We start from the raw sequence: 21,684 nt of genomic DNA on the forward strand, positions 1-21,684 counted from the left end.
TCGTGATGATCGATGATTGACGATCGGTGATCCGTTGTGGTCGGCGGTGGTCGGTGGTGACCGGTGTCCGTGGTAGCACGACCGGGACCCGGCCCCCGTACACGGTCGTGGCCGAGCATCGCCGCCCGCTGTCCGCCGGCGCTCCGGCGCATGCCTCGTCCGCGTCGTGATCAGCCTCGCGCCCCGGCGGCACACCCGCAATGGTGACCACGGCGGTGGCGGCCGGGTACCGGGCCGATGGCAGCCGATACAGACCCGAACAACCCGAGAAGCCCCGAACGGATCCCGGCGGCGCTCAGCAGCCGTTGCCGTCCGGGGTGACCCCGCGCGCGGGCGCTCAGCCGGGCCAGGTCCAGTCGGCGACCTCGGGCAGGTCGGTGCCGTGCGCCCGGATCCAGGCGTGGTGGCGGGTGCGGACATCGGCCATCGCCTGGCGCAGCGCGACGGCGCGTACCGCGAGGCCGGGGACCCGGTCCACGACGTCCATCACCAGCCGGTAGCGGTCCAGATCGTTGCGGACGACCATGTCGAAGGGCGTCGTGGTGGTGCCCTCCTCCTTGTAGCCGCGGACGTGCAACTGCTGATGGCCCGCGCGGCGGTAGGCGAACCGGTGGATCAGCCAGGGGTAGCCGTGGTAAGCGAAGATGACCGGTCTGTCGCGGGTGAACACGGCGTCGTACTCGAAGTCCGGCATACCGTGCGGGTGCGCGTCGCGCGGCAGCAGCCGGGTCATGTCGACGACATTGACCACCCGCACCGCCAGCTCCGGCAGATGGCGCCGCAGCAGACCGGCGGCGGCGAGCGTCTCCAGGGTGGGTACGTCGCCGGCGCAGGCCAGGACGACATCCGGCTCGCGGCTGCCGTCCTCGGTGCCCGCCCACGCCCAGCTGCCGACGCCGCGCGCGCAGTGGGCGCGGGCCTCGTCGAGCGTCAGCCAGTCGAAGCTCGGCTGTTTGCCGGCCACGATCACATTGACGTAGTCCCGGCTGCGCAGCGCGTGATCGGCCACCGACAGCAGGGTGTTGGCGTCCGGCGGCAGATAGACGCGCACGACCTCGGGGCTCTTGTCCAGGATGTGATCGACGAAACCGGGGTCCTGGTGCGAGAAGCCGTTGTGGTCCTGCCGCCAGACATGCGAGGTGAGCAGGTAGTTGAGGGAGGCGATCGGGCGCCGCCAGGGCAGCCGACGGGCGGTGCGCAGCCATTTGATGTGCTGGTTGACCATGGAGTCGACGATGTGCGCGAACGCCTCGTAACTGGCGAAGAGCCCGTGGCGCCCGGTGAGGAGATAGCCCTCCAGCCACCCCTGGCACAGGTGCTCGGAGAGCACCTCCATGACACGGCCGTCCCGGGCGAGGTGTTCGTCGGTGTCGAGGGTCTCGGCCTGCCACGCCTTCCCGGTGGCCGTGTAGAGGGCGTCCAGGCGGTTCGAGGCGGTCTCGTCGGGGCCGACGACGCGGAAGTCCCGGCGCCCGGCGGTGGCCGCCATGACGGCGGCCAGCAGGCCGCCGAGTACCCGGGTGGGCTCGTGCAGGACCGTGCCCGGCCGCTCGACCTTCACCGCGTACCGCTCCAGCGGCGGCACCGGCAGCTCCCGCAGCAGCAGACCGCCGTTCGCGTGCGGCGAGGCGCCCAGCCGCCGCGCCCCCTCGGGTACGTACGCGAGGACCTCGGGCCGCGGCCGCCCCGCCGCGTCGAACAGCTCGTCCGGCCGGTACGAGCGCAGCCACGCCTCCAGCTGCCGCAGATGACCGGGGTTGTCGCGGACCCCGGACAGCGGCACCTGGTGGGCGCGCCAGGTCCCCTCGACGGGCACCCCGTCGACCTCGTGCGGGCCGGTCCAGCCCTTGGGCGTGCGCAGCACGATCGCGGGCCAGCGCGGACGGTCGCGCACGTCCTCGGAACGGGCCCGGCGCTGGATGTCGGCGATGCGGTCCAGCGCCTGGTCCAGCGCGGCGGCCATGGCGTCGTGCACCGCTGCCGGGTCGTCGCCGGTGACATGGATCGGGTTGTGGCCGTAGCCGCGCAGCAGTGCGTCGAGTTCGTCCTGGGGGAGCCGGGCGAGCACCGCCGGGTTGGCGATCTTGTAGCCGTTGAGGTGCAGAACCGGCAGTACGGCACCGTCGTGCACCGGGTCGAGGAACTTGTTGGCGTGCCAGGACGCGGCGAGCGGCCCGGTTTCCGCCTCCCCGTCGCCGATCACACAGGTGACGACCAGGCCGGGGTTGTCGAACGCCGCGCCGTAGGCATGGGTGAGGGAGTAGCCCAGTTCGCCGCCTTCGTGGACGGAACCGGGGGTCTCCGGCGCGACATGGCTGGGCACTCCACCGGGGAAGGAGAACTGCCGGAACAGTTTCGCCATACCGGACCGGTCCCGGCTCACGTCCGGGTAGGCGTCCGTATAGGTGCCGTCCAGCCAGGAGTTGGCCAGCACGGCGGGGCCGCCGTGGCCGGGGCCCCAGACGCACAACGCGTCCAGCGCACGTGCCCTGATGACGCGGTTGAGATGGGTGTAGACGAGGTTCAGACCGGGCGTGGTGCCCCAGTGGCCGAGCAGCCGCGGTTTGACGTGCTCGGGGCGGAGCGGCTCCGCCAGCAGCGGATTGGCCAGCAGGTAGATCTGACCGACGGCCAGGTAGTTGGCGGCCCGCCAGTGGGCGTCCAGCGCCTGGAGTTCCGCGGGCTCCAGGTGGCGCGGCGCGGCCGGCCTGGGGGCGTCGTCCATGCTGACCTCCTGGCGGGTGGCGGCTCTCCTCGGACGGTGGCGGCGGCTACGGCCTTCCGGGGGCGGTCCGGGAGGCCACTGCCCCGGACCGGCCGGGTGCGCACCGCTCGCCCGGCGCCGGCAGCGGTTCCGTCGCCCGCTCCGGGAACGGCCCCTGCCGGTCGCCGCGACCCGGACGACGGCGATCGGCTGCAACCCGCCGCCACGGAGGCCGTACCGCCTCGACGAAGCGGCCGGCGCCGCACATCACGACGTCCGCGATATCCGCCCGCCGTACGCACCGGGCCGCCCCGGCGGAACCGGTCGGCCCCGGTTGCCCGGTATCGGCCCGTCGGCCGCCGACCGGTCGGCGGCACCGAGCGTGCGCCCGCGTGGTGGCGGCATCCCCGGCCGGGCGGCACACTCACCTTGCGCCGGGCACGCCGCACTCGCAACCGGACCCCCGCCGCGCACGGCCCCGGGCGGCGCGCCCCCGATGGCCGGTTCCGGGGCCGTGACTGTGGGACGGACTGCCGTCACCACCCCGGGCTCCTGTTACCGCCACACCTATTGACCGTGTGCTGTCAAGCGGTAAAGTCTAGACCAATTGGCGGGCGTGCTCGCGCGGCGCCGTACCCGGTGTCGGCGCCGGGCGGGGTGGCTGCGGGGTGTGCCGCCGTGGAAAACCTTCGCGTCACTTTCCCCACATCAACGAGGCCGCCCGGGGCGGATGCGCGATATCGCGCCGACGCCCGGTCCCCTGCTTTCGCGTGGCGGCCTCCACCGCGAAAGGGTTGTCATGAATAGGAAAAGGAAGTTGGCCATGTCCGTCGGCGCGGGCCTGGCCCCCCTCCTCGTCGTGACGCTGCCGGTCAGCCCGGCGAGTGCGCACGGCTACATCGACTCGCCGCCGAGCAGGCAGGCGCAGTGCGCCGCGGGAACCGTCGAATGCGGCCCGATCAAGTGGGAGCCGCAGAGCGTCGAGGGCCCCAAGGGGCTGTCCAGCTGTAGCGGTGGCAACAGCCAGTTCGCCGATCTCGACGACGACTCCAAGGGCTGGAAGGTCACCCCGGTCGGCAGCACCACGACCTTCAACTGGACGCTGACGGCACGTCACGCCACCAGCACCTGGCAGTACTTCGTCGGTGGACAGAAGGTCGCCGAATTCAACGACGGCGGCGCGCAGCCGCCCGCGCACGTCTCGCACCAGGTCAACTTCGGCGGCATCACCGGCCAGCAGAAGGTCCTCGCGGTCTGGAACATCGCCGACACGGCGAACGCCTTCTATGTCTGCGTGGACGTCAACATCGGCGGCTAGTGCCCCTCCCGGCAAGCTTTGCCCCGTCGCGCCGTTCAGCACGCACGCTCGCCACGTTGGCCAAACGCCCTGGTAGCTCCGGCTACAAGGACCTCCGGCCGCCTTGCGATCGCACGCACCGGACGACGCTCCTTACGGGGCAGACATCGCCGGCCACGGCACTGGCCCGCCGTACCCGACTCGTCGCCCCGTCGTGCCCACGGCCACGGGACGACGAGGCCGTGGCCGACCGCGGGCGCCCCACGCCGGCGTCGGCCACGGTTCCGGTCACCGCCGGACATCCGGGGACGTGGACGGAAGCCCGCCCATCCGGCGGAGGCGCGGCCGGGCTTCGCGTACGAGCGGGGTCCGGGCAGGTACGCGTAAGCGCCGGGCTTCGCGTACGCGCCGGACTCCGTGCCCGTGCCGGGTTCGGCGTACGTGCCGGGCCCGCGTACCCACCGGTTCCGCGGGCGGACCAGCTGGACACATACCGGACTCCGCGTACGCGTGCGGGCCGCGCGGGGACCCGGCGGGTCCCTCCGCGCGCCGTTCCGGGGCGGCTCGGCCGCTGCCGCCGGAGCCGGACGCCCCTCCCCGCCTGCCGCCGCCGCTTCGCCCGGCGGCCCCAAGTCGGCGGAAAGCGGCGGGAATCTGCGGGAATCGGCGGTGACGGTTCTCGGCGTGGGCGATCCGCCGGCCGGGGCGTGGAGAGCGGAGGAACGGGCGCCGGGCAGCGGGGGACGGGACGGGCCGCGCGAAGGCGCGCGGGGCCGCGCGGTACCGCCGCCGGCCGGGGTGGACCCTGCCGGGTCCGGGAGGGGGACCCGTTACGATCGCCCCAGTCATGGCCGTCGTACGTGGCCATCGCCGGGAGGAAGAGATGGGCCTGTTCCGCCGAGGACCGAAGCGGGATCCGCGCGACCTCGCACGCGATGGGGAGTTCACCTTCTTCTCCGAGCGGGAGGGCGGCGTCTTCAGATCGCAGGTCCGGCAGGCATTCGCCGAACAGGGCCTGGAGGTCACCGCCTACGCGGGCGTGGTCACCGACTCCGCGGGCCGCCAGTTCGGCCTCGGCAACCTCGCGGCGGTGTGCCACCGCGACCGGCGCGGCGAGCGCAGCTGGCCGGTGCTGATCCGCGACCACGTCGGCAAGGTCCTGCGCACGATGGACGGTCCGCAGCCGCTGGAGATCCTCACCGAGGACGAGATCCGGGCCTGCCTCTATCCCCGCGTCGTCGCCCAGGAGACGCTGCCCGCCTCGGACTCCTTCCGGTACGGCGGTGAGCCGGCCCCGGGGCTGCGCGAGGTGCTCGCCCTCGACCTGCCCGAGGCGGTGCAGATGCTGAGCGAGGACTCGCTGACCGATCTCGGGGACGTGGCCGAGCTGCGTATCCGGGCGATGAACAATCTGCGGGCGCTGCCGGTCGAGGGGCACGAGACGGTGCGGCGCGGCGACGGATCGGCGTTCGAGGTGCTGCTCGGCGACTCGTTCTTCACCGCGAGCCGGGTGCTGGTCCTGGACGAACTGGTGCAGCGGATCACGGGCACCGAACTCACCGCGGACGGCGCCCTGGTCGCGCTCCCCTTCCGCCACCAGCTGGCCTTTCACCGCATCCAGGACGCCCAGGTCATCCCGGCGTTGCAGGCCATGGCGCAGTTCGCGGCGGCCGGGCACGAGGACGCGGCGGGCGCGATCAGCCCCAAGGTGTTCTGGTGGCGGCGCGGCGTGATGACCGCACTGAGCGAGCCGGACGGCGACGGTCTGCGGGTGGTCGTGGACATGGACTTCCAGAACATGCTGGAGCGGCTGGTCCAGGACGACGCCTGACCGCCCGGCGCACCCGGCCCTGCCGATTCCCGGAGATCCGTGCCGGGTTCCCCCGGTGGCACTTGTCCGGCGCGCGGCCTTCGGTGGCCTCATACGCGGTCCTGCCGGGCGCGATCCGCCTCGCTCCGCCGTTCCCGGGGCCCTGCCCGATGGCCGGTCGGTCCGCCCGTCCGGCGGCCGGGAAAGAATTTCTCGCAGAATCTTCACGGATCGGGAACCCGGGGTGCCGGATCTCCGTTTTCCCTGACGAGGCCCCGCGTCATCCCCCGTGCGCGGGGCCTCACCATCTCTTCCGCCGGACCTTCCTCCCGCGAGGGCCCGCCGCGCTTCCCCGCGAGGTGCGGCGCATCACCGGTCGGCCACCACGTCATACGGCGCACGCCGCACGGTGCATGCCGACGCTCAGTCGCCGAGCCGGTCCAGCTCCTCCTCGGTGAGCAGCCGGGAGCGGACCAGGAAGCGGACGCCCTCCGGAGCCTCCAGGGAGAAGCCGCTGCCGCGTCCCGGTACGACGTCCACGGTCAGATGCGTATGCCGCCAGAGCGCGAACTGGTCCGCGGCCATCCAGAACTCCACCGGTTCCGCCATCCCCTCGACGGCCAGCCGCGCCAGCAGCACATCCGACGCTCCGGTACGGAATTCCCCGGCCGGGTAGCACATGGGGGCGCTGCCGTCGCAGCAGCCGCCGGACTGGTGGAACATCAGCGGACCGTGCAGCTCCCGCAGCAGACAGAGCAGTTCGGCGGCCGTGGTGGTGAGCGCCACCCGCGAGACCGGAGCGCTCCCCTTCGCCGTGCCATCGGGAACGGCGCCCTCCGAGGCGTTCGCGTCCGCGGCCGCCATCAGCGGACCGGCTTCTGCGCGGAGCGGCTGACCAGCAGGTTCTTCGTCTGATGTCCGTACACGTATCGACTCCTCACTGACCGGCGAGAACAGCTGCGGTCGACCGGATCCGGAAGCGACGTGACCCGGAACCGTTCCAAAGGGCTCGGAAGCGGCTCGGGAGTCGTCCGGAAGTGGCTCGGTACAGGCCCGGATCATGCCCACGGGGGCACCCGGGATGCGGCCACCCTATGCCGCGGGACGTTGCGCGGAGGTTGCGGACGAACGGCACCCGGCACCGGCCGGGGCCGGGACCGGGCCGCCACCCCCTCCGCGTGTCCGCCAACGGAAGGGCCGCCGGCCGGGGCGGCGGGCGGGGTCGGCGCGTTGCGCGGAGGGGCGAGCCGCCGCCTGTCAGGCTGCCGGGCATGATCATTGCCTTCTCGATCACACCGCTCGGGGTCGGCGAGCACGTCTCCGACTATGTGGCCGACGCGGTGCGCGTGGTGCGCGCCTCCGGTCTGCCGAACCGCACCGATGCCCTGTTCACCTCCATCGAGGGCGAATGGGACGAGGTGCTGCCGGTGATCAAGCAGGCGGTGGACGCCGTGACCGCGCGGGCCCCGCGGGCCTCGCTCACCCTCAAGGCGGATCTGCGCCCCGGTGTCCGCGGCGGGCTGACCGGCAACGTCGAGAGCGTCGAGCGCCGCCTCGCGGGCGGCTGAGCGCCGGCGGAACCGGGGTTGAGGCTTCCGCCGCCGGTCCCTCGTCCCTGCTCGGCCTTCCGCGGGGACCGGCGGTGCGCGTATTCCTGGTTCGTCCCCGTCTCACTGGTTGGCGGCATTTGACATTAGCTTCCCTTATGGGAGATAAAGAAGATCCTTTTGGTTCAAGCTTCACCCAGCGTGGCCGCCGGCGTGGATGCTGACGAGTCTCTACGCGAATGAGTGCCGCCATGCCCGACATAGCCACCGCCAGCGCCCAGGTCTGGGAAGCGTGGCGTACCGAGCGTCACCGCTCCGTCACCGCCCCCACCGGCAACCTCGCCCTCGTCGAGACCCGCTGGCTCCCCGCCGGTGAGCGTCCCGATCTCGACGCCGCCCGCGCCGGGCAGCGCGAGTCCGTGACCGTCACCACGGTCGCGCGCACCGGCATGATCACCGGCGAGACCGAGCACGGCCTGCGCTTCTGGGACGCGGACTCCCCGGCCATCGGCCACTTCGTGCGCACCGACGCCTTCCCGTACGACCCCGCCTGGGTCCTGGAGGCCACCTACACCCCCGTCGAGGGCGCCCGCCGCGTCGCCTTCGAGCACATCCGGGACAACGGCGGCACCCGCGACCTCGTCGTCCCCGGCGATATCGCGCTCACCGTCGGCGGCACCGACTACACGCTCAGCGCCTTCGACGACGACGGCACGCTGCTGCTCGTCTTCGGCGACCCGACCAACGGGGACACCACATACGGCGCGGGCCGCTTCCTCTTCGTCCGGCACACCGGCGAAGGGCGCGTACTCCTCGACTTCAACCGCGCCTTCGTACCGCCCTGCGGTTTCTCCGATCAGTACAACTGTCCGATGCCGCCGCGGCAGAACCGGTTCCACCTGCCCGTCGAGGCGGGCGAGAAGCTCCCGGTCTTCCGCGACGGCCACGCCGGCACCCACTGACCGACCGCCCCGCAGCGGCAGTACCCGTACAAAGGCACCCCATGAACCTCCGCAAGAAGCCCCTGTCCGCCGGCGTGCTCACCCTCGCCCTCGCCGTGACCCTCGCCGCGTGCGGCGGCGCCAAGGGCGGCGGCGCGGCCAACGGCGCGTACGACAAGAACGCCACCGTCAACATCGGCTCCCTCTACGAGCCGCAGAACCTCGACAACACCGCGGGCGGCGGCCAGGGCGTCACCGAGGCGCTCAACGGCAACGTCTACGAGGGGCTGTTCCGGCTCACCGACGCGGGCAAGGTCCAGAAACTGCTCGCCCAGGACTACAAGGTCAGCGGCGACGGGCTCACCTACACCTTCACCCTGCGCGACGGCGTGACCTTCCACAGCGGCAAGAAGCTCACCAGCCAGGACGTCAAGTACAGCCTGGAGAAGGTGCTCGCGAAGGACTCGCAGTCCGCGCGCAGGGCCGACCTCGACGTCATCAAGGACATCGCCACGCCCGACGCGAAGACCGTGCGGGTCACGCTCTCGAAGAAGTCGATCTCCTTCGTGTACCACCTCTCCTACGTCTGGGTCATCAACTCCCAGGCCAAGGACCTGAAGACGACCGAGGACGGCACCGGCCCGTACAAGTTGAACAAGTGGACGCGCGGCTCGGCCCTGAGCCTCGACCGCTTCCCGGGCTACTGGGGCGACGCCGCCAAGAACAAGCAGGTCGTCTTCCACTACTACAAGGACGCGACCGCGCTGAACAACGCGCTGCTGACCAACGGCGTGGACGTGGTCACGAGCGAGCAGTCGCCCGACGCCCTCGACCAGTTCAAGTCCCAGCAGAACTACAAGGTCAACGACGGCAACTCGACGACCAAGCTGCTGCTCGCCTTCAACGACAAGGCCAAGCCGTTCACCGACGTCAAGGTCCGGCAGGCGGTCTCCGCGGCCATCGACGACAAGAAGCTCCTCGACTCCGTCTGGGGCGGCTACGGGAAGCTGATCGGCTCGATGGTGCCGCCCACCGATCCCTGGTACGAGGACCTGACCAAGGTCAACGCCCACGACGTCGACAAGGCGAAGAAGCTCCTGGCGGAGGCGGGGTACGCGAAGGGCTTCAGCTTCACGCTCGACACCCCGAACTACGACCCGCACCCCACCGTCGCCACGTTCGTCAAGTCGCAGCTCGCCAAGGTCGGCATCACCGTCGAGATCAACACGATCACGCCCGACGAGTGGTACACGAAGGTCTACAAGAACCACGACTTCACGGCCACGTTGCAGGAGCACGTCAACGACCGCGACCTGGTCTGGTACGGCAACCCCGACTTCTACTGGGGCTACGACGACAAGCAGGTGCAGAACTGGATCGAGCAGGCCGAGCGGGCCTCGACCACCGACGAGCAGACCGAGCTCCTGAAGAAGGCCAACCGCAAGACCGCCGAGGACGCGGCGAGCGACTGGCTCTACCTGTACCCGCAGATCGTCGTCGCGAACAGCAAGCTGTCGGGCTACCCGGTCAACGGCCTCAACTCACAGTTCTTCGCGTACGGCATCGAGAAGCGCTGACGCGGGGACCCGGATTCCGTCATGACTCGGTACCTCGTACGGAGACTGGTGTTCCTGCTGGTCTCCCTCGCTCTCGCGAGCATCGTGCTCTTCGTGCTGCTGCGGATGCTGCCCGGCGACCCGGCGAACGCGCTCACCTCCGTGGGCGCCTCGCCGGAGCAGATCGCCGCGGCCCGGCACTCCATCGGCTCCGACAGACCGCTTCCCCAGCAGTTCGCCCACTGGATCGGCCAGTTGGCGGGCGGCGACCTCGGCACGTCCTTCGTCAGCTCGCTGCCAGTCGGCCCCGAAGTGACGCAGCGCCTGGACGTCACGGTGCCGCTGACCCTCTCGGCGTTCGTACTCGCGGTCCTCATCGCGGTCCCGGCCGGCTTCCTCGCCGCGTACAAGCGGCACACCTGGTACGGGGCCCTGCTCAACGGGGTCTCCCAACTGGGCATCGCGATACCGGTGTTCTGGCTCGGCATGATCCTCATCGCCGTCTTCGCGCTCAACGCCGGCTGGCTGCCCTCGGGCGGCTTCCCGCAGGACGGCTGGGACGCGCCGGGTGACGCGATCAGCTCGCTGGTCCTGCCGGTCGTGACCGTGGCCCTCGTGATGTCCGCGTCCCTCATCCGCTACGTACGCTCCGCCGCACTCGACGTGCTCGGCAGCGAATATCTGCGGACGGCGCGGGCCCTGGGATCCTCGTTCGGGCGGGCCATGTGGCGGCACGGGCTGCGCAACGCCGCCGTCCCGGTGATCTCGGTCCTCGGCATCGAACTCGCCTCGACGCTGCTCGGCGCGGTCGTCGTCGAATCCGTGTACGCGCTGCCCGGCCTCGGCTCCCTGCTCGCGACGGGCATCGCCCAGCACGACTACCCGGTCATCCAGGGAGTGCTCTTCGTGTCGACACTCGCGGTACTGCTCATCGGCTTCGCCGCGGACCTGGTGCAGCGGATCGTCGACCCACGGCTGCGCGGACGGCTCTCGGGAGGTGGGGTGCGATGAAGCGCCGCTCGCTGACCCTGTGGACGGGGGCCGTGCTGGCCGGGCTCGTCGTGCTGCTCGCGCTCGTCTCACTGGTCCGGCTGCCCTACGACCCCGCGGACACCTCGGGCGGCCGGCTCGCGGGGCCGGGCGACGGGCATCTGCTCGGCACCGACAAACTCGGGCGCGACCTGTTCACCCAGCTCATGACCGGATCGCGGATCGCCCTGGAGGCGGGCCTCGGCTCGGTGCTGATCGCGGCGCTCATCGGCGTCACCCTCGGCGTCCTCGCCGCGTACGCACAGGGCTGGTTCGACGACACCCTCTCCGCCCTGCTCGACATCCTCATCGCGTTCCCGACGCTGCTGCTCGCCATGCTGATCGTCGCGGCGCGCTCGGCGACCCTCGGCTCCGCGATCCTCGCGATCGGCCTGGCGCAGAGCGCGGTGGTGGCGCGCCTCACGAGAATCCTGGTGAAGCGGGTGCTCGCCCAGGACTACATCACGGCGGCCCGTACATCCGGGACGTCCTGGCCGAGGATCACCGCCGGGCACGTCCTGCCCAACATCTGGCCCACGCTGGTCGTGAACCTCGCGCTCCAGTTCGGCCTCGCGGTACTCGCCGAGGCGGGCCTGTCCTACCTGGGCCTCGGCGCGCCCCCGCCCAACGCCTCGTGGGGCCGCATGCTCCAGGAGGCGCAGGCGACCTTCACCACGGCGCCCGCGGGCGCACTGGCCCCGGGAGTGCTGCTCGTGCTGCTCGTCATCGGCGTGAACCTGATCGCGGACGGGCTGCGGGACGTACTGGACCCGACGGCACGGCGCGGGAGGGCGGCCGCATGAGCGCGCTTCTGGAGGTACAGGACCTGACGATCCGTACGGATACGGGGCGGACCCTCGTCTCCGGCCTCAGCTTCTCCGTGGGACGCGGCGAACGCCTCGGCCTCATCGGGGAATCGGGCTCGGGCAAGTCCCTGACGACGCTGGCGGTGCTCGGCCTGCTGCCCGACGGCATGACCGCGAGCGGCAGTGTCGTACTCGACGGCACACAGATCATCGGCGCGAGCGAGAAGACGCTGGCCGGGGTGCGGGGACGCGGCGCGGCGATCGTCTTCCAGGAGCCGCTGACGGCCCTCGACCCCCTGATGCGGGTGGGGCGGCAGATCTCCGAACCGCTGCGCAGGAGGCGGGGCGTGACGGGCGCGGCACTGCGGCGCGCGGTCGCGGAGGCGCTGGAACGGGTCCGGCTGCCCGACCCGGCCCGTATCGCGCGCGCCTTCCCGCACGAACTCTCCGGCGGCCAGCGGCAGCGCGTCGCGCTCGCCATGGCACTCGCCTGCGACCCGGCGCTGCTGATCGCCGACGAGCCGACGACCGCCCTCGACGTCACCGTGCAGGCCGAGATGCTCGACCTCCTCGACAGACTCGTCCGCGAACGGGACATGGCCGTGGCGTTCGTCAGCCATGACCTGGCCGTGGTGGCGCGGGTGACGGACCGGGTCCTGGTGATGAAGGACGGGCGTGCGGTGGAGTCCGGGGACGTACACGAGGTCGTGCGCGCGCCGCGCGAGGCGTACACCAAGGCGCTGGTGGACAGCGCACGGCAGCTGGAATCGGCGCTGGATTCCTTCGGAGGTGCACAGTGACGTCGTCGCCGGTGCTGGAACTGGACTCGGTGTCGTACGCGTACCGGGGGAGCGGGACGGCCGTCGTGTCGGACATCTCGCTCGCGGTGACCGCCGGGCAGAGCCTGGCGCTGGTCGGGGAGTCGGGCGCGGGCAAGACCACGCTGCTGCGGATGCTGCTCGGCCTGGCCCGGCCCACGTCCGGCGAGGTCCGTTTCGACGGGGACGGGCTGCGGCTGCGGGACCGGGAGCAGATGCGACGGTTCCGGCGGAGCGTGCAGTGCGTCTTCCAGGATCCGTACGCGTCACTGGACCCGCGCCAGCGGGTGCGGCGGATCGTCGGCGAGCCGTTGCGGTCACTCGGGATCGCCTCCGGGGCGAAGGCCGGACACCTCGTCGGCCGGGCCCTGGAGAGGGTCGGGCTGCCGGCGGACGCCGCCGACCGCTACCCGCACGAGTTCTCCGGCGGACAGCGGCAACGCATCGCGATCGCGCGGGCCACGGTCTGCGACCCGCGGATCCTGCTCGCCGACGAACCGGTGTCGGCGCTGGACGTGACGACCCGGGTGAAGGTGGTCGACCTGCTGGCGGAGCTGAAGGAGACGACGGGGCTGACGGTGGTGATGGTCTCCCACGATCTGTCGGTGGTCGCCGCGCTCTGCGAACACACCGCCGTACTGGAACGGGGACGGGTGGTGGAGTCCGGCGCGACGCGTTCGGTGCTGGGCACGCCGTCGCACGGGTACACGCGCCGGCTGCTGTCGAGCGTTCCCCGCCTGCCGGTGGGGGGCTGACCGGGGCGTTCCCGTCCACCTGCGGCCCGCGGCCGCCCGGTAGCCGGCGGGGCGGGTGGCGGGCGGGAGCGTCCGGCACGTTGCATCCCAGGCGTCCCAGGTATCCCGGGAATCCCAGGCATCTCGGGTGTTCCGGGTGTCCCGGGGATGTCGGGCATCCCGGCTGCTCCAGGCGTCCCGGGACGGGGGCGGCAGCTCGGGTCCGTGCCCGCCGGCGGCCCGGCTCCCGGGTGAAGGGCGCGCAAACGTCACGTCAAAGCCACCGCTGGGAACGCCCAGGCACTCGACCGCCTCGACATGCGCTGGTAGAAGTCTGATGATGTCGGGAAACCTGCTCTTCCGGCCGAACGCGCCGATCAGGTAGGGGCGTTGCGGAGCGACTGCCGGATCACTGCCGGAGCAGGGGCGGGTGACGAACCGGGCGCCGCGCTCGGTGAGCCAACGCCATGGGCCCGCTGTGCACGGGGCCGCTGCCGATGGGGGTTCGGCCCCGCGGAAGGGTACGGCCGCCGCCCCCCTGCCGTGGCCGGCACACCACCCGCGGCGGTTGTCCCATCGACAGGGAGTCGGGCCATGACGATCTACCAGCACCTGCCCCATCCGCACATCACCGCACGGCATGCCCAGGGCCCGGTGAAGGTCACCGATCAGCTCTCGCAGGGAAACGCGATCACCCGGTTCAACACGAAGGTCGCGATCCTGATCACGCAGGCGGTCGGCAGCATGTGGTGCGCCTACGCCTTCGCGCTCTTCGACCTGATCAGCCTCCCGGACGCGATCCGTGGCGGCGCGGCGTCGGTCGTCTCCTGGGTGGCGCAGACGTTCCTCCAGCTGGTGCTGCTGTCCGTCATCATGGTCGGCCAGAACGTCCAGGCCGCCGCGTCCGACAAGCGTTCGGAGGCAACATTCCACGACGCGAGCGCGACCCTGCACGAGGTGGCTCACCTACAGAGCCATCTCGCCGCGCAGGACGTGCTGCTGACCCGGATCGCGGAACAGCTCGGCCTCGATCCGGTACCGGTCATCGACACCCCGTCGGACGGCGAGGCGGCGGAGCGGAACCTGCCCGCCTGACAGCCGCCGCCGGGGCAGGGACACGCCGGTCCCGGCCACCTGGCACAACGCGAAACATGCACCAACAGCCGTATCCATGAGTCGAGTTGACCTTCTTGTCGAGCGCTGAGCGGGCAAGTGGTACGCGCCGCCGGCGGTTGTGGGGGGCTGCGCCACGTGGTGCGGGCGCGTCAACGGGCCGCCGTCGCGGCGGCTTCCGGAATTCCCCCACCGCCGTCGACGCGGGCGGATAGAGTTCTGGACCGGCCCGGGAACGGGCTCCCGGTCGTCGCGGTGACCGGCAGTTGACGGACCGCGACGTCTCCCGCGAGGTTCCGCGCGCCGCCCCATCGACTCCTCGACTCGTCGGCCTCGTACGCAGCCGCGTGCGCCGGCCGCGCCTGCTGCTTCCACCGAGCCGCCTGGAGGCTGTTATCTCCGTAGACACCGATCAACCCGGCACCGCCCCACCGGACTTCGCCGACCCGCCCGTCCTCGCCGGCCCGCGCGCCCACCCCGCCGCCCCCGGCACGCCCCTGGTGTCCGCCGCAGCCCTGATCACCGACCCCGACGGGCAGTTCATGACCGTCTCCCGCCCGGCGCACACCGCCGCCGACGCGCTGCGTACGGGCGGCGTTCAGGTGTTCTCGGACAGCGGGCCCGCGCACACCGCAGGTTCCGCCGTCCCGGCGAGGCGGGCATGAGGTGGTGGCGGCGCCGGGCGCCGCGTCCGCTGCCCGTATCGCAGACCGAAGAGCTCCTCTTCGGCGGTGCCCTGCGCTACGACCTGCCCTTCACCCGGCACGAGGGGCCGCTGCTGCGCATGGGGTTCTGGACCATGGCCCGCCAGTTCCCGGCCATGGCCGCCGTCGTGGGCCGCGCCGCCTGGCAGGTCGATCCCCGGGCCCTGCTGACGCTGCTGGGGGCCGAGCTGGGGCAGGGCCTGACCCGGGCCTTCGGCCTGGTCGCCACCAACAGCGCCCTGGTGGCGCTCTTCGCCGCCGGCCCTACCGCGGACCGGCTGCGGCAGGCCCTGCCCGCGATTCTCGCGGTGAGCGCGGTGGCCGGCGCGGGCGCGCTGCTGTCCGCCGTATCGGTGGGCGCCTCCGGCCGGCTGGAGCCGCAGGTGGAACGGGTGTGCACGGCCAGGTTCTACGCCGGAGCCGTACGGATCGAGCTGGCCGCGCTGGAGGACAAGGACATCCACCGCACGCTGGCCGCCGGACGGTTCGGCACCGACTCCATCCGCGTCATGCTCGGCTCCTCCATCACCGTCGTCAACGCCCTGATCGGCCTTGTCGCCTCGGCCGGAGTGCTGTTCCTGCTGCACCCGCTGCTAGTGGCCATGCTCGTGCTGATCGCCGCCCCCAAGGCATGGGGCGCGGTGTTCACGGCCCGCCGGCGGTACGCGTCCCGGCAGGCGTGGCTCGAACACCGCCGGGCGATCGGCATCATCAGCAGCGAGATCACCCGGGAGCAGCCCGCCGCGGAGATCCGGGTGCACGGCGCCGGACAGCTGCTCGTCGACGCCTACACCGACATGTCCATCACGATGGAAGGCGAGCAACGGCGGCTGGCCCGCGCCCAGGCAACCACCCAGACCGTCGCCGCCGCGCTCTCGGGCGCCGCCGCGCTCGCCGCGTACGCGGTGCTCTGGCTCCTGCTGACCTCCGGCGGGATGGCGCTGGCGGTCGCCGGCACCGCGGTCATCGCCGTCCGCTCGGCGGGCGCGAGCCTGACGGGGCTGGTCACCCAGGTCAACCGCCTCTTCGAAGAGACCCTGTATCTCAAGGATCTGGACGGCGCCTGTGAGCTGGCCGAGCGGCACGCCCTGCCCACCGGCGGCGTGGCGCTGCCACGGCCGCTGGAGGAGATCCGGCTGGAGAAGGTCTCCTTCACCTACCCGGGCGCGGACACGCCCGCGCTGCACGAGGTCAGCCTGACCATCCCGCAGGGCAAGGTCATCGCGCTCGTCGGCCGCAACGGGTCGGGCAAGAGCACCCTGTCCAAACTCGTCGCCGGACTGTATCTGCCGTCGGACGGCACGATCCGGTGGAACGGCGTCGATGTGCGCGCCGCCGACCGGCAGGAGCTGTTCGACCAGGTCGGCCTCCTCGGACAGGACTTCCCCCGCTGGCCGATGACGGCCGCGGCCAATGTCCATATCGGCCGCAGCGCGCGCCCCTTCGACCAGTCACGTATCGAAAAGGCCGTCACCGAGGCCGACGCCGATGAGGTCATCGCCGCCCTGCCGCACGGCTGGCAGAGCCTGGTGATGAAGGGCTTCGAGCGCGGTACGCAGCTCTCCGGAGGACAGTGGCAGCGCCTGGGCAGCGCCCGCGCCCGCTACCGGCAGGCGCCCCTGCTGATCGTCGACGAGCCCACCGCCGCCCTCGACCCGGACGCCGAGATCGAGGCATTCGAGGCCCTGCGCTCCCTCGCCGACCACGGCACCACGGTATTGCTGATCACCCACCGCCTGGCGGCGACGGCCAACGCCGACCACATCTACACCCTCGATCACGGCCGGCTCATCGAACAGGGCACCCACTCCGAGCTCATGGCCCTTGAGGGAGGCAGCTACCGGCGCATGTACGAACGGCAGGCGGCCCAGTTCGACATCACGCCCCACCGTCCGACGGTGCCCCGGCCCGACCGGCACCACGGCGCGACCGCCCCACCCGCCTACGGCTGACGGGGGACCATGGCCGCCGCGCGGTGCGTCCTCGCGGTCTGCGACGCTCGAAGTCCGGCGGGGCGGGCCCCGGTCGGTTCGGCCCTGGCGACGCGCCTACGGCGGCGGGTGGTGCGGGAGGCCGCCCCCCCCCCGCACCACCCGGTTCCGGCGGCGACGGAGATCAGCAGGACAAGTTGCCGCCGGCGTCGGTGCCGAGGATGCCGACGAACTTCTGGTAGAGGTTGATGCGGTCCTGGCGCTCGTTCGGGTTCTTGCCGTTGCACTCCAGGTCGCCGTTGATGCTGCGGATCGTCTCACCGAAGCCCTTGTTGTTGACCATCGCGTCGTGCGGGGTCATGGTGCCGGCGCCCTTCTGGGTGTTCCAGAACCACAGGCCGGTCTTCCACGAGACGGCGGGGTCCTTCTCCACCTTGTACGGGTCGTGCAGCAGGTCGATGCCCAGGGCGTCACCGGCCGCCTTGTAGTTGAAGTTCCAGCTCAGCTGGAGCGGGCCACGCCCGTAGTAGGCGCTCTCACCGGCCGGACAGCCGTAGGACTGCGACTTGTCGCAGTAGTGACTGTAGTTGCTGGTGTCCTGCTCGACGATGTACTTCAGACCGCCGGTCTCGTGGCTGACGTTGGCGAGGAAGGCCGCCGCCTCCCGCTTCTTGGTCGTCTCGCTGCCGGTGGTGGCGAAGCCGGGGTAGGCGCTCAACGCGTCGGTGAGACCCTTGTAGGTGTAGAAGGCGTTGCGGCCAGGGAACATCGTGTCGAACTGGGACTGGCTGACGACGAACGCGGCGGAGGGGGCCTCGGCACCGGTGGCTGCCGCGGCGGACAGCTGTGGGGAGAGGGCGAGCAGGCTCACGGCGAGGGCTATGACGCGACGTACGGACATTCTCCAACTCCTTCTGCGACAAGGACGAACCCCGGAGAGCGGCCGATCGGACGGACCTGCGCCCCGAGGTAAGGAAGAAATAAGCGTCTCGCGTATTTTCCGGATATTAACGGCAACAGAGCTAAACCACTCTTTCGATACCAGAGTGGGGCGGTTCCGACGGTGGTGTTCTGATGGTGAGTCAGGGCACGGGGCGACCTCGGGCCCCGTCGGCCTGTCGGCCGGGCACATCCGTGTCCGTTCCGGGAACCCCTCCAGGGCGAGCCGGATCGATTCCCGCGCCGCGGGCCCCACCGGTGCGAGTCGAGTCCTCGCGAAGGGAGACGGCGCGCACCGATACGTCTCGCTTCAGGGGCGCGTGGCCGATTCCGTGGCCGGTGGGGCAGCCGATCGGCCACCTGTGTCTTCGCTCGCAAGAAAGCACTGCCACTCGACATAGCTCCGCGCGCGGCTGGGGAAATTCGGAAGGGCGGCAGTCGCTGAGGACGGGGGGCCGAAGGTGGGGCGGAAGCCGAAGCGCGGGGTGCGGATCCCGTGGGTCAGGGATGCGTGCGACAACGACTACGACCGGACGGCCATCGACACGAAGCCCCACCCGCCCTACGCGTTACCGCTGAAGTGCGGGGGCTGCGGTGTCGAGGTATCGGTCAGGTCGGCCAACGCCGGCGACCCGGACTCCCGCTCGTCCCACTTCTTCACGATGCCAGGCCGCCAGCACAAGCCCACCTGCACCTTCGATCTGCCCCGGCGCGGCCGAGAGCTGGTGGACGCCTCGCGGGGCACCGTCGTCCGGCAGGACGGCCGGTGGCGACTGAAGTGCCCGCCGCTGGAACGCACCGGCTCACGGGGCGACGCCAAGGACGGCGGCCCTCCGGCGCGGCCACCGCAGGGCGGCGGCCGGGGCGAACTCCCGGTCAGCGCGCTGCGCGGGCCGGCGATCGCTTCCGCCGCCCGCATCGTCCGGCTCCTGGAGCGCTTCCGGCACGACCCCGAGACCGTCGCCGAGTTCGCCGCCGTCGCACCGGACGGCCGACAGGACCTCGCCTGGGGCGAGTTCTGCTTCGGCCCGGCCGACGCAGACCGGCTGGCACAGTCCCTGATCGACGGCACCGCCCGGCAGATCCCGCACGCCGTCCACGGGCCGGCGAGCAACGTCGGACCGGTCGGACGCCAGGGCACCCACCGGGTGCATTACCTGGCCCGCAACCCCGTCCTCGTCGAAGGCAAGCAGGTCAAGGTCCATGTGACGGTGCGTTGCAAGACGTCGGAGTGGATCGGTGCCGGTACCCGCGCGGGGGCGTTCCTCGGCTACGGCCACTGGCAGCTGTTCCCCAAGGACTGGGCGCAAACGGCCCACGAGAAGGGCTGGATCGAGCTTCAGCTGTGGGTCAAGGAGCCCTGGCAGGTGGCGCGGTGGGGCACGGAGGACGACTCCGCCCCCGTATCGAACGCCGTCCGGCCCACCCCGCAACCCGATCCGCGCACCGACCACCGGCCGACGCAGGCCGAGCCGTCCCGCCCGGCAAGGCAGCCGGAAGGCTCGCCGCCACCTCCAGGACAATCCGAGCCTGCTGCGCGGCGCTCCGCCGCACCGGCCCCACCGGCGCGATCCGACCAGAGCGCACCAGATACGGAACCTGCCGTCGTCCGACACCAGGCGGAGCCGGAACCTGCCGTCGTTCGAGATGAGGCGGTGACGGAACCCGCCGTGCGTGAGCCGGTGCAGGGCACTGGAGACAGGGGGCAGCGACCGCCGCAAGCCGCACAGCAGGAAGCCCCTGCTGTGCTGCCCGCGCAGCCCGTGCTGCCCGCGGAAGATGACCGCCCAGCCGCGCCGCCACCGCCGGAAGCAGGGACGGCCGCGCCACCCCGGGGCAATGGTCCGCAGACTCCACCGTCACCGCCCGCCTCGCCCGCCCCCGTCTCCTCGCGCTCATGTTCCTCCGGCTCGCCGCGGACGCGGATTCGCGCGTGGCTCAAACGCCTGCGCCGCCGCTGAGAGAGCCCTTGAAGCGCCGTCCGGCGATCACCGGACGGCGGTCGGCCGGGCCGCGCCACGTGGATGTCGGACATCGAACTCGCCGCGGATGATGCCGGACCCGGACATCGAGCTGGTGCTCAGGAAACGGCCCGGCGCCGGTACGCGACGGCCGTTTGCCGATGCGGCAGTCGCTTGCGGCAGTCGCTTGCGGGAGTGGCGTCGGGCGGCGCGGTGCCGAGCCGCTGCCCGGTCGCATCCTGGCGCACCGGCGAGAAGCGACGACGTAAAGGCGGGTGGTCGGCTGCCGGAGGGGGCTGTGCCGTGCCTGCCGCCACTGTGGCCGTGTGGCGGTGTCGGTGGTCACTGGCGAGATGATCGCCATTCGGGGGCGAGGATCCCCCAGATCTGCTTGTCGTGGCGGGTGCCGCCGTAGGGCCAGTACTCGCGCCGTACGCCCTCAAGTGTCATACCGAGCCGCTCGGCCACCGCGGAGCTGCGTGCGTTGTCGGCCCGGCAGTGCCACTCGGCGCGGTGCATCCCCCGGGAGGTGAACGCCCAGTCCAGCAAGGCGCGGCACGCCTCGGTGATCAGGCCGTGGCCCTCGGCGGCCGGTTCCAGCCAGCAACCGATCTCGCAGCAGCCCCAGGCGGAGTCGAAGTCCACGAACATCACGCCGCCGACCAGCGTGCCGTCGAGCCAGATGCCATAGAGGCGGGCGCCGTCCGCGGCCTGGCGCTCGGCGTACCGGCGCAGTGTGGCCCGCGCCCCGTCGAGATCGTCGGTGACGAACCCCGGCCCGACCCACGGCCGGATGTGTTCGCGAGCCCGGTCGAGGTGGGCGGCGAATTCCTCGGCATGCCATGTCTCAAGGGGGCGGAGGCGGGCGTTGTCCCGCAGCGGAAGGGAAAACATGATGACCTCGCAGTGGCAGCACTCACGGCATTTACACAACAAGCGTTACGGTTATGTACCGTAGCAGCATGCCACGCACCAAGGGTGACCACGAAGCCCGTCGCCGCGACGTCTCCGAGGCGGTCTGGCGGGTGTTGGCCGCGCACGGCTTCGGGGGGCTGACCCTGCGCGCCGTCGCCGCCGAGCTCGGCGCGACCACCGGCCTGCTGACCCACTACTTCCCCGCCAAACGCGACCTGGTCGCGCACGCCCTCGACCTGCTCGAACGGCGAAGCGCCGCCCGCCCCCGGCGCGCGGCCGGGAAAGGCATGTCCGCCGTGCGGGCCGCTCTGCTGGACATCCTGCCGCTGACCGCCGAGGCCACCGACAGCAACCGGATCTGGGTGTCCTCCTGGGACACCGCGCTCGCCGACCCTGCCCTGAGCGGCGACTACGCGCGCAAGTACGGGCAGAGCCGCGACAAGCTGCGCGACCTGGTCGCCGCGGCCCAACAGCTCGGCGAACTGCCCGCCGGAGACCCGGCGCGCATCGCGGCCGGCGCCCAGTCCTTCGTCCTCGGCCTGGTGGTACAGGCCCTGTTCGACCCCTCGGCGTTCCCACCCCACCACCAGGCCGAGCTCCTCGACGACTACCTGGCCACACTGACCTCCCCGCCCTCATCGAGTGGCGATCACGCGACCTCCTCCTGACAGCTGACAGCTGACGGCTGACAGCTGGGCGCCCTCGGCGGAGTTGCTCGGGACTCGCCCGCCTCCCGTCAGGGGTCCGCATGCCGGCCAACGGGCGGTCGCGAGCCAGCAGTCGGCTTCGCCGTACGCGGATGTCGTACTCGCCGTCGCGTCCGGCGGGCCGTTCACCTGGGGCAGTTCGTGCCCGAGAGGTCGGTGGTCCCGGGGGAGG

At 71.6% G+C, this 21,684-nt stretch carries 18 protein-coding genes; 14 read left to right on the forward strand and 4 right to left on the reverse strand.

The window, feature by feature from the left end; all coding sequences use genetic code 11:
• Positions 1-337 precede the first annotated feature (337 nt).
• The gene (locus ACLJWH_RS00995; RefSeq protein WP_411139581.1) at positions 338-2,725 is read right to left on the reverse strand and encodes a phosphoketolase; all 2,388 of its coding nucleotides are present in this window, start codon (positions 2,723-2,725) and stop codon (positions 338-340) included.
• 778 nt (positions 2,726-3,503) lie between these two features.
• On the opposite strand from ACLJWH_RS00995, the gene ACLJWH_RS01000 reads away from it, so the two are divergent.
• Together ACLJWH_RS01000 and ACLJWH_RS01005 are read left to right on the forward strand one after the other, a co-directional pair.
• Positions 3,504-4,022 (forward strand): lytic polysaccharide monooxygenase auxiliary activity family 9 protein, encoded by a 519-nt coding sequence (locus ACLJWH_RS01000; protein WP_411139582.1) that lies wholly within the window; start codon positions 3,504-3,506, stop codon positions 4,020-4,022.
• An 862-nt stretch (positions 4,023-4,884) separates the two neighbouring features.
• Positions 4,885-5,832 carry a hypothetical protein gene (locus ACLJWH_RS01005; protein ID WP_411139899.1) on the forward strand — a complete coding sequence of 316 codons (948 nt, stop codon included), beginning with the start codon at positions 4,885-4,887 and terminating at the stop codon, positions 5,830-5,832.
• Between the two features lie 402 nt (positions 5,833-6,234).
• Here ACLJWH_RS01005 and ACLJWH_RS01010 read toward each other — a convergent pair whose 3' ends face one another.
• The gene (locus tag ACLJWH_RS01010) at positions 6,235-6,675 is read right to left on the reverse strand and encodes a DUF779 domain-containing protein (protein ID WP_411139583.1); all 441 of its coding nucleotides are present in this window, start codon (positions 6,673-6,675) and stop codon (positions 6,235-6,237) included.
• A 407-nt stretch (positions 6,676-7,082) separates the two neighbouring features.
• On the opposite strand from ACLJWH_RS01010, the gene ACLJWH_RS01015 reads away from it, so the two are divergent.
• The 10 genes from ACLJWH_RS01015 to ACLJWH_RS01060 all read left to right on the forward strand — a co-directional run bounded on the left by ACLJWH_RS01015 (position 7,083) and on the right by ACLJWH_RS01060 (position 17,011).
• Positions 7,083-7,379, forward strand: coding sequence for an MTH1187 family thiamine-binding protein (locus tag ACLJWH_RS01015; protein WP_411139584.1), 297 nt, complete (start codon positions 7,083-7,085; stop codon positions 7,377-7,379).
• 218 nt (positions 7,380-7,597) lie between these two features.
• Positions 7,598-8,320, forward strand: coding sequence for a DUF1684 domain-containing protein (locus ACLJWH_RS01020; RefSeq protein ID WP_411139585.1), 723 nt, complete (start codon positions 7,598-7,600; stop codon positions 8,318-8,320).
• Positions 8,321-8,361: 41 nt separating this feature from the next.
• Entirely contained in the window at positions 8,362-9,876 is a 1,515-nt protein-coding gene (locus ACLJWH_RS01025) for an ABC transporter substrate-binding protein (protein ID WP_411139586.1), read from the forward strand.
• Between the two features lie 21 nt (positions 9,877-9,897).
• On the forward strand, positions 9,898-10,866 hold the full coding sequence (locus tag ACLJWH_RS01030; protein ID WP_411139587.1) for an ABC transporter permease: 969 nt from the start codon (positions 9,898-9,900) through the stop codon (positions 10,864-10,866).
• Entirely contained in the window at positions 10,863-11,687 is an 825-nt protein-coding gene (locus tag ACLJWH_RS01035; RefSeq protein ID WP_411139588.1) for an ABC transporter permease, read from the forward strand. The genes ACLJWH_RS01030 and ACLJWH_RS01035 overlap by 4 nt, the downstream gene beginning before the upstream one ends.
• Positions 11,684-12,490: an ATP-binding cassette domain-containing protein gene (locus tag ACLJWH_RS01040; protein WP_411139589.1), complete on the forward strand. Its 807-nt coding sequence runs from the start codon at positions 11,684-11,686 to the stop codon at positions 12,488-12,490. The genes ACLJWH_RS01035 and ACLJWH_RS01040 overlap by 4 nt, the downstream gene beginning before the upstream one ends.
• Positions 12,487-13,263, forward strand: coding sequence for an ABC transporter ATP-binding protein (locus ACLJWH_RS01045; RefSeq protein ID WP_411139590.1), 777 nt, complete (start codon positions 12,487-12,489; stop codon positions 13,261-13,263). The genes ACLJWH_RS01040 and ACLJWH_RS01045 overlap by 4 nt, the downstream gene beginning before the upstream one ends.
• Before the next feature lie 573 nt (positions 13,264-13,836).
• The gene (locus tag ACLJWH_RS01050; RefSeq protein WP_411139591.1) at positions 13,837-14,337 is read left to right on the forward strand and encodes a hypothetical protein; all 501 of its coding nucleotides are present in this window, start codon (positions 13,837-13,839) and stop codon (positions 14,335-14,337) included.
• A 284-nt stretch (positions 14,338-14,621) separates the two neighbouring features.
• Positions 14,622-15,020, forward strand: coding sequence for a hypothetical protein (locus tag ACLJWH_RS01055; protein ID WP_411139592.1), 399 nt, complete (start codon positions 14,622-14,624; stop codon positions 15,018-15,020).
• A complete protein-coding gene (locus ACLJWH_RS01060; protein WP_411139593.1) occupies positions 15,017-17,011 on the forward strand; it encodes an ABC transporter ATP-binding protein in 1,995 nt (664 codons plus the stop codon). The genes ACLJWH_RS01055 and ACLJWH_RS01060 overlap by 4 nt, the downstream gene beginning before the upstream one ends.
• Before the next feature lie 163 nt (positions 17,012-17,174).
• Here ACLJWH_RS01060 and ACLJWH_RS01065 read toward each other — a convergent pair whose 3' ends face one another.
• Positions 17,175-17,891 (reverse strand): chitinase, encoded by a 717-nt coding sequence (locus tag ACLJWH_RS01065; RefSeq protein WP_411139594.1) that lies wholly within the window; start codon positions 17,889-17,891, stop codon positions 17,175-17,177.
• 499 nt (positions 17,892-18,390) lie between these two features.
• Here ACLJWH_RS01065 and ACLJWH_RS01070 point away from each other — a divergent pair, with 499 nt between their 5' ends.
• Positions 18,391-19,890, forward strand: a complete 1,500-nt coding sequence (locus ACLJWH_RS01070) for a hypothetical protein (protein WP_411139595.1) — start codon at positions 18,391-18,393, stop codon at positions 19,888-19,890.
• Positions 19,891-20,232: 342 nt separating this feature from the next.
• Here ACLJWH_RS01070 and ACLJWH_RS01075 read toward each other — a convergent pair whose 3' ends face one another.
• Positions 20,233-20,784 carry a GNAT family N-acetyltransferase gene (locus ACLJWH_RS01075; RefSeq protein ID WP_411139596.1) on the reverse strand — a complete coding sequence of 184 codons (552 nt, stop codon included), beginning with the start codon at positions 20,782-20,784 and terminating at the stop codon, positions 20,233-20,235.
• Positions 20,785-20,852: 68 nt separating this feature from the next.
• Between ACLJWH_RS01075 and ACLJWH_RS01080 the strand changes: the two genes are divergently transcribed.
• On the forward strand, positions 20,853-21,473 hold the full coding sequence (locus ACLJWH_RS01080) for a TetR/AcrR family transcriptional regulator (protein WP_411139597.1): 621 nt from the start codon (positions 20,853-20,855) through the stop codon (positions 21,471-21,473).
• Positions 21,474-21,684: the final 211 nt, after the last annotated feature.

This window comes from Streptomyces sp. x-80 (assembly GCF_046549095.1).
In the GTDB taxonomy this organism is placed as follows: domain Bacteria; phylum Actinomycetota; class Actinomycetes; order Streptomycetales; family Streptomycetaceae; genus Streptomyces; species Streptomyces celluloflavus.

Coding starts and splice junctions, on each gene's coding strand:
- ACLJWH_RS00995 (WP_411139581.1), bottom strand. CDS start 2,725: ATGGACGACGCCCCCAGGCCGGCCGCGCCGCGCCACCTGGAGCCCGCG.
- ACLJWH_RS01000 (WP_411139582.1), top strand. CDS start 3,504: ATGAATAGGAAAAGGAAGTTGGCCATGTCCGTCGGCGCGGGCCTGGCC.
- ACLJWH_RS01005 (WP_411139899.1), top strand. CDS start 4,885: ATGGGCCTGTTCCGCCGAGGACCGAAGCGGGATCCGCGCGACCTCGCA.
- ACLJWH_RS01010 (WP_411139583.1), bottom strand. CDS start 6,675: ATGGCGGCCGCGGACGCGAACGCCTCGGAGGGCGCCGTTCCCGATGGC.
- ACLJWH_RS01015 (WP_411139584.1), top strand. CDS start 7,083: ATGATCATTGCCTTCTCGATCACACCGCTCGGGGTCGGCGAGCACGTC.
- ACLJWH_RS01020 (WP_411139585.1), top strand. CDS start 7,598: ATGAGTGCCGCCATGCCCGACATAGCCACCGCCAGCGCCCAGGTCTGG.
- ACLJWH_RS01025 (WP_411139586.1), top strand. CDS start 8,362: ATGAACCTCCGCAAGAAGCCCCTGTCCGCCGGCGTGCTCACCCTCGCC.
- ACLJWH_RS01030 (WP_411139587.1), top strand. CDS start 9,898: ATGACTCGGTACCTCGTACGGAGACTGGTGTTCCTGCTGGTCTCCCTC.
- ACLJWH_RS01035 (WP_411139588.1), top strand. CDS start 10,863: ATGAAGCGCCGCTCGCTGACCCTGTGGACGGGGGCCGTGCTGGCCGGG.
- ACLJWH_RS01040 (WP_411139589.1), top strand. CDS start 11,684: ATGAGCGCGCTTCTGGAGGTACAGGACCTGACGATCCGTACGGATACG.
- ACLJWH_RS01050 (WP_411139591.1), top strand. CDS start 13,837: ATGACGATCTACCAGCACCTGCCCCATCCGCACATCACCGCACGGCAT.
- ACLJWH_RS01060 (WP_411139593.1), top strand. CDS start 15,017: ATGAGGTGGTGGCGGCGCCGGGCGCCGCGTCCGCTGCCCGTATCGCAG.
- ACLJWH_RS01065 (WP_411139594.1), bottom strand. CDS start 17,891: ATGTCCGTACGTCGCGTCATAGCCCTCGCCGTGAGCCTGCTCGCCCTC.
- ACLJWH_RS01075 (WP_411139596.1), bottom strand. CDS start 20,784: ATGTTTTCCCTTCCGCTGCGGGACAACGCCCGCCTCCGCCCCCTTGAG.
- ACLJWH_RS01080 (WP_411139597.1), top strand. CDS start 20,853: ATGCCACGCACCAAGGGTGACCACGAAGCCCGTCGCCGCGACGTCTCC.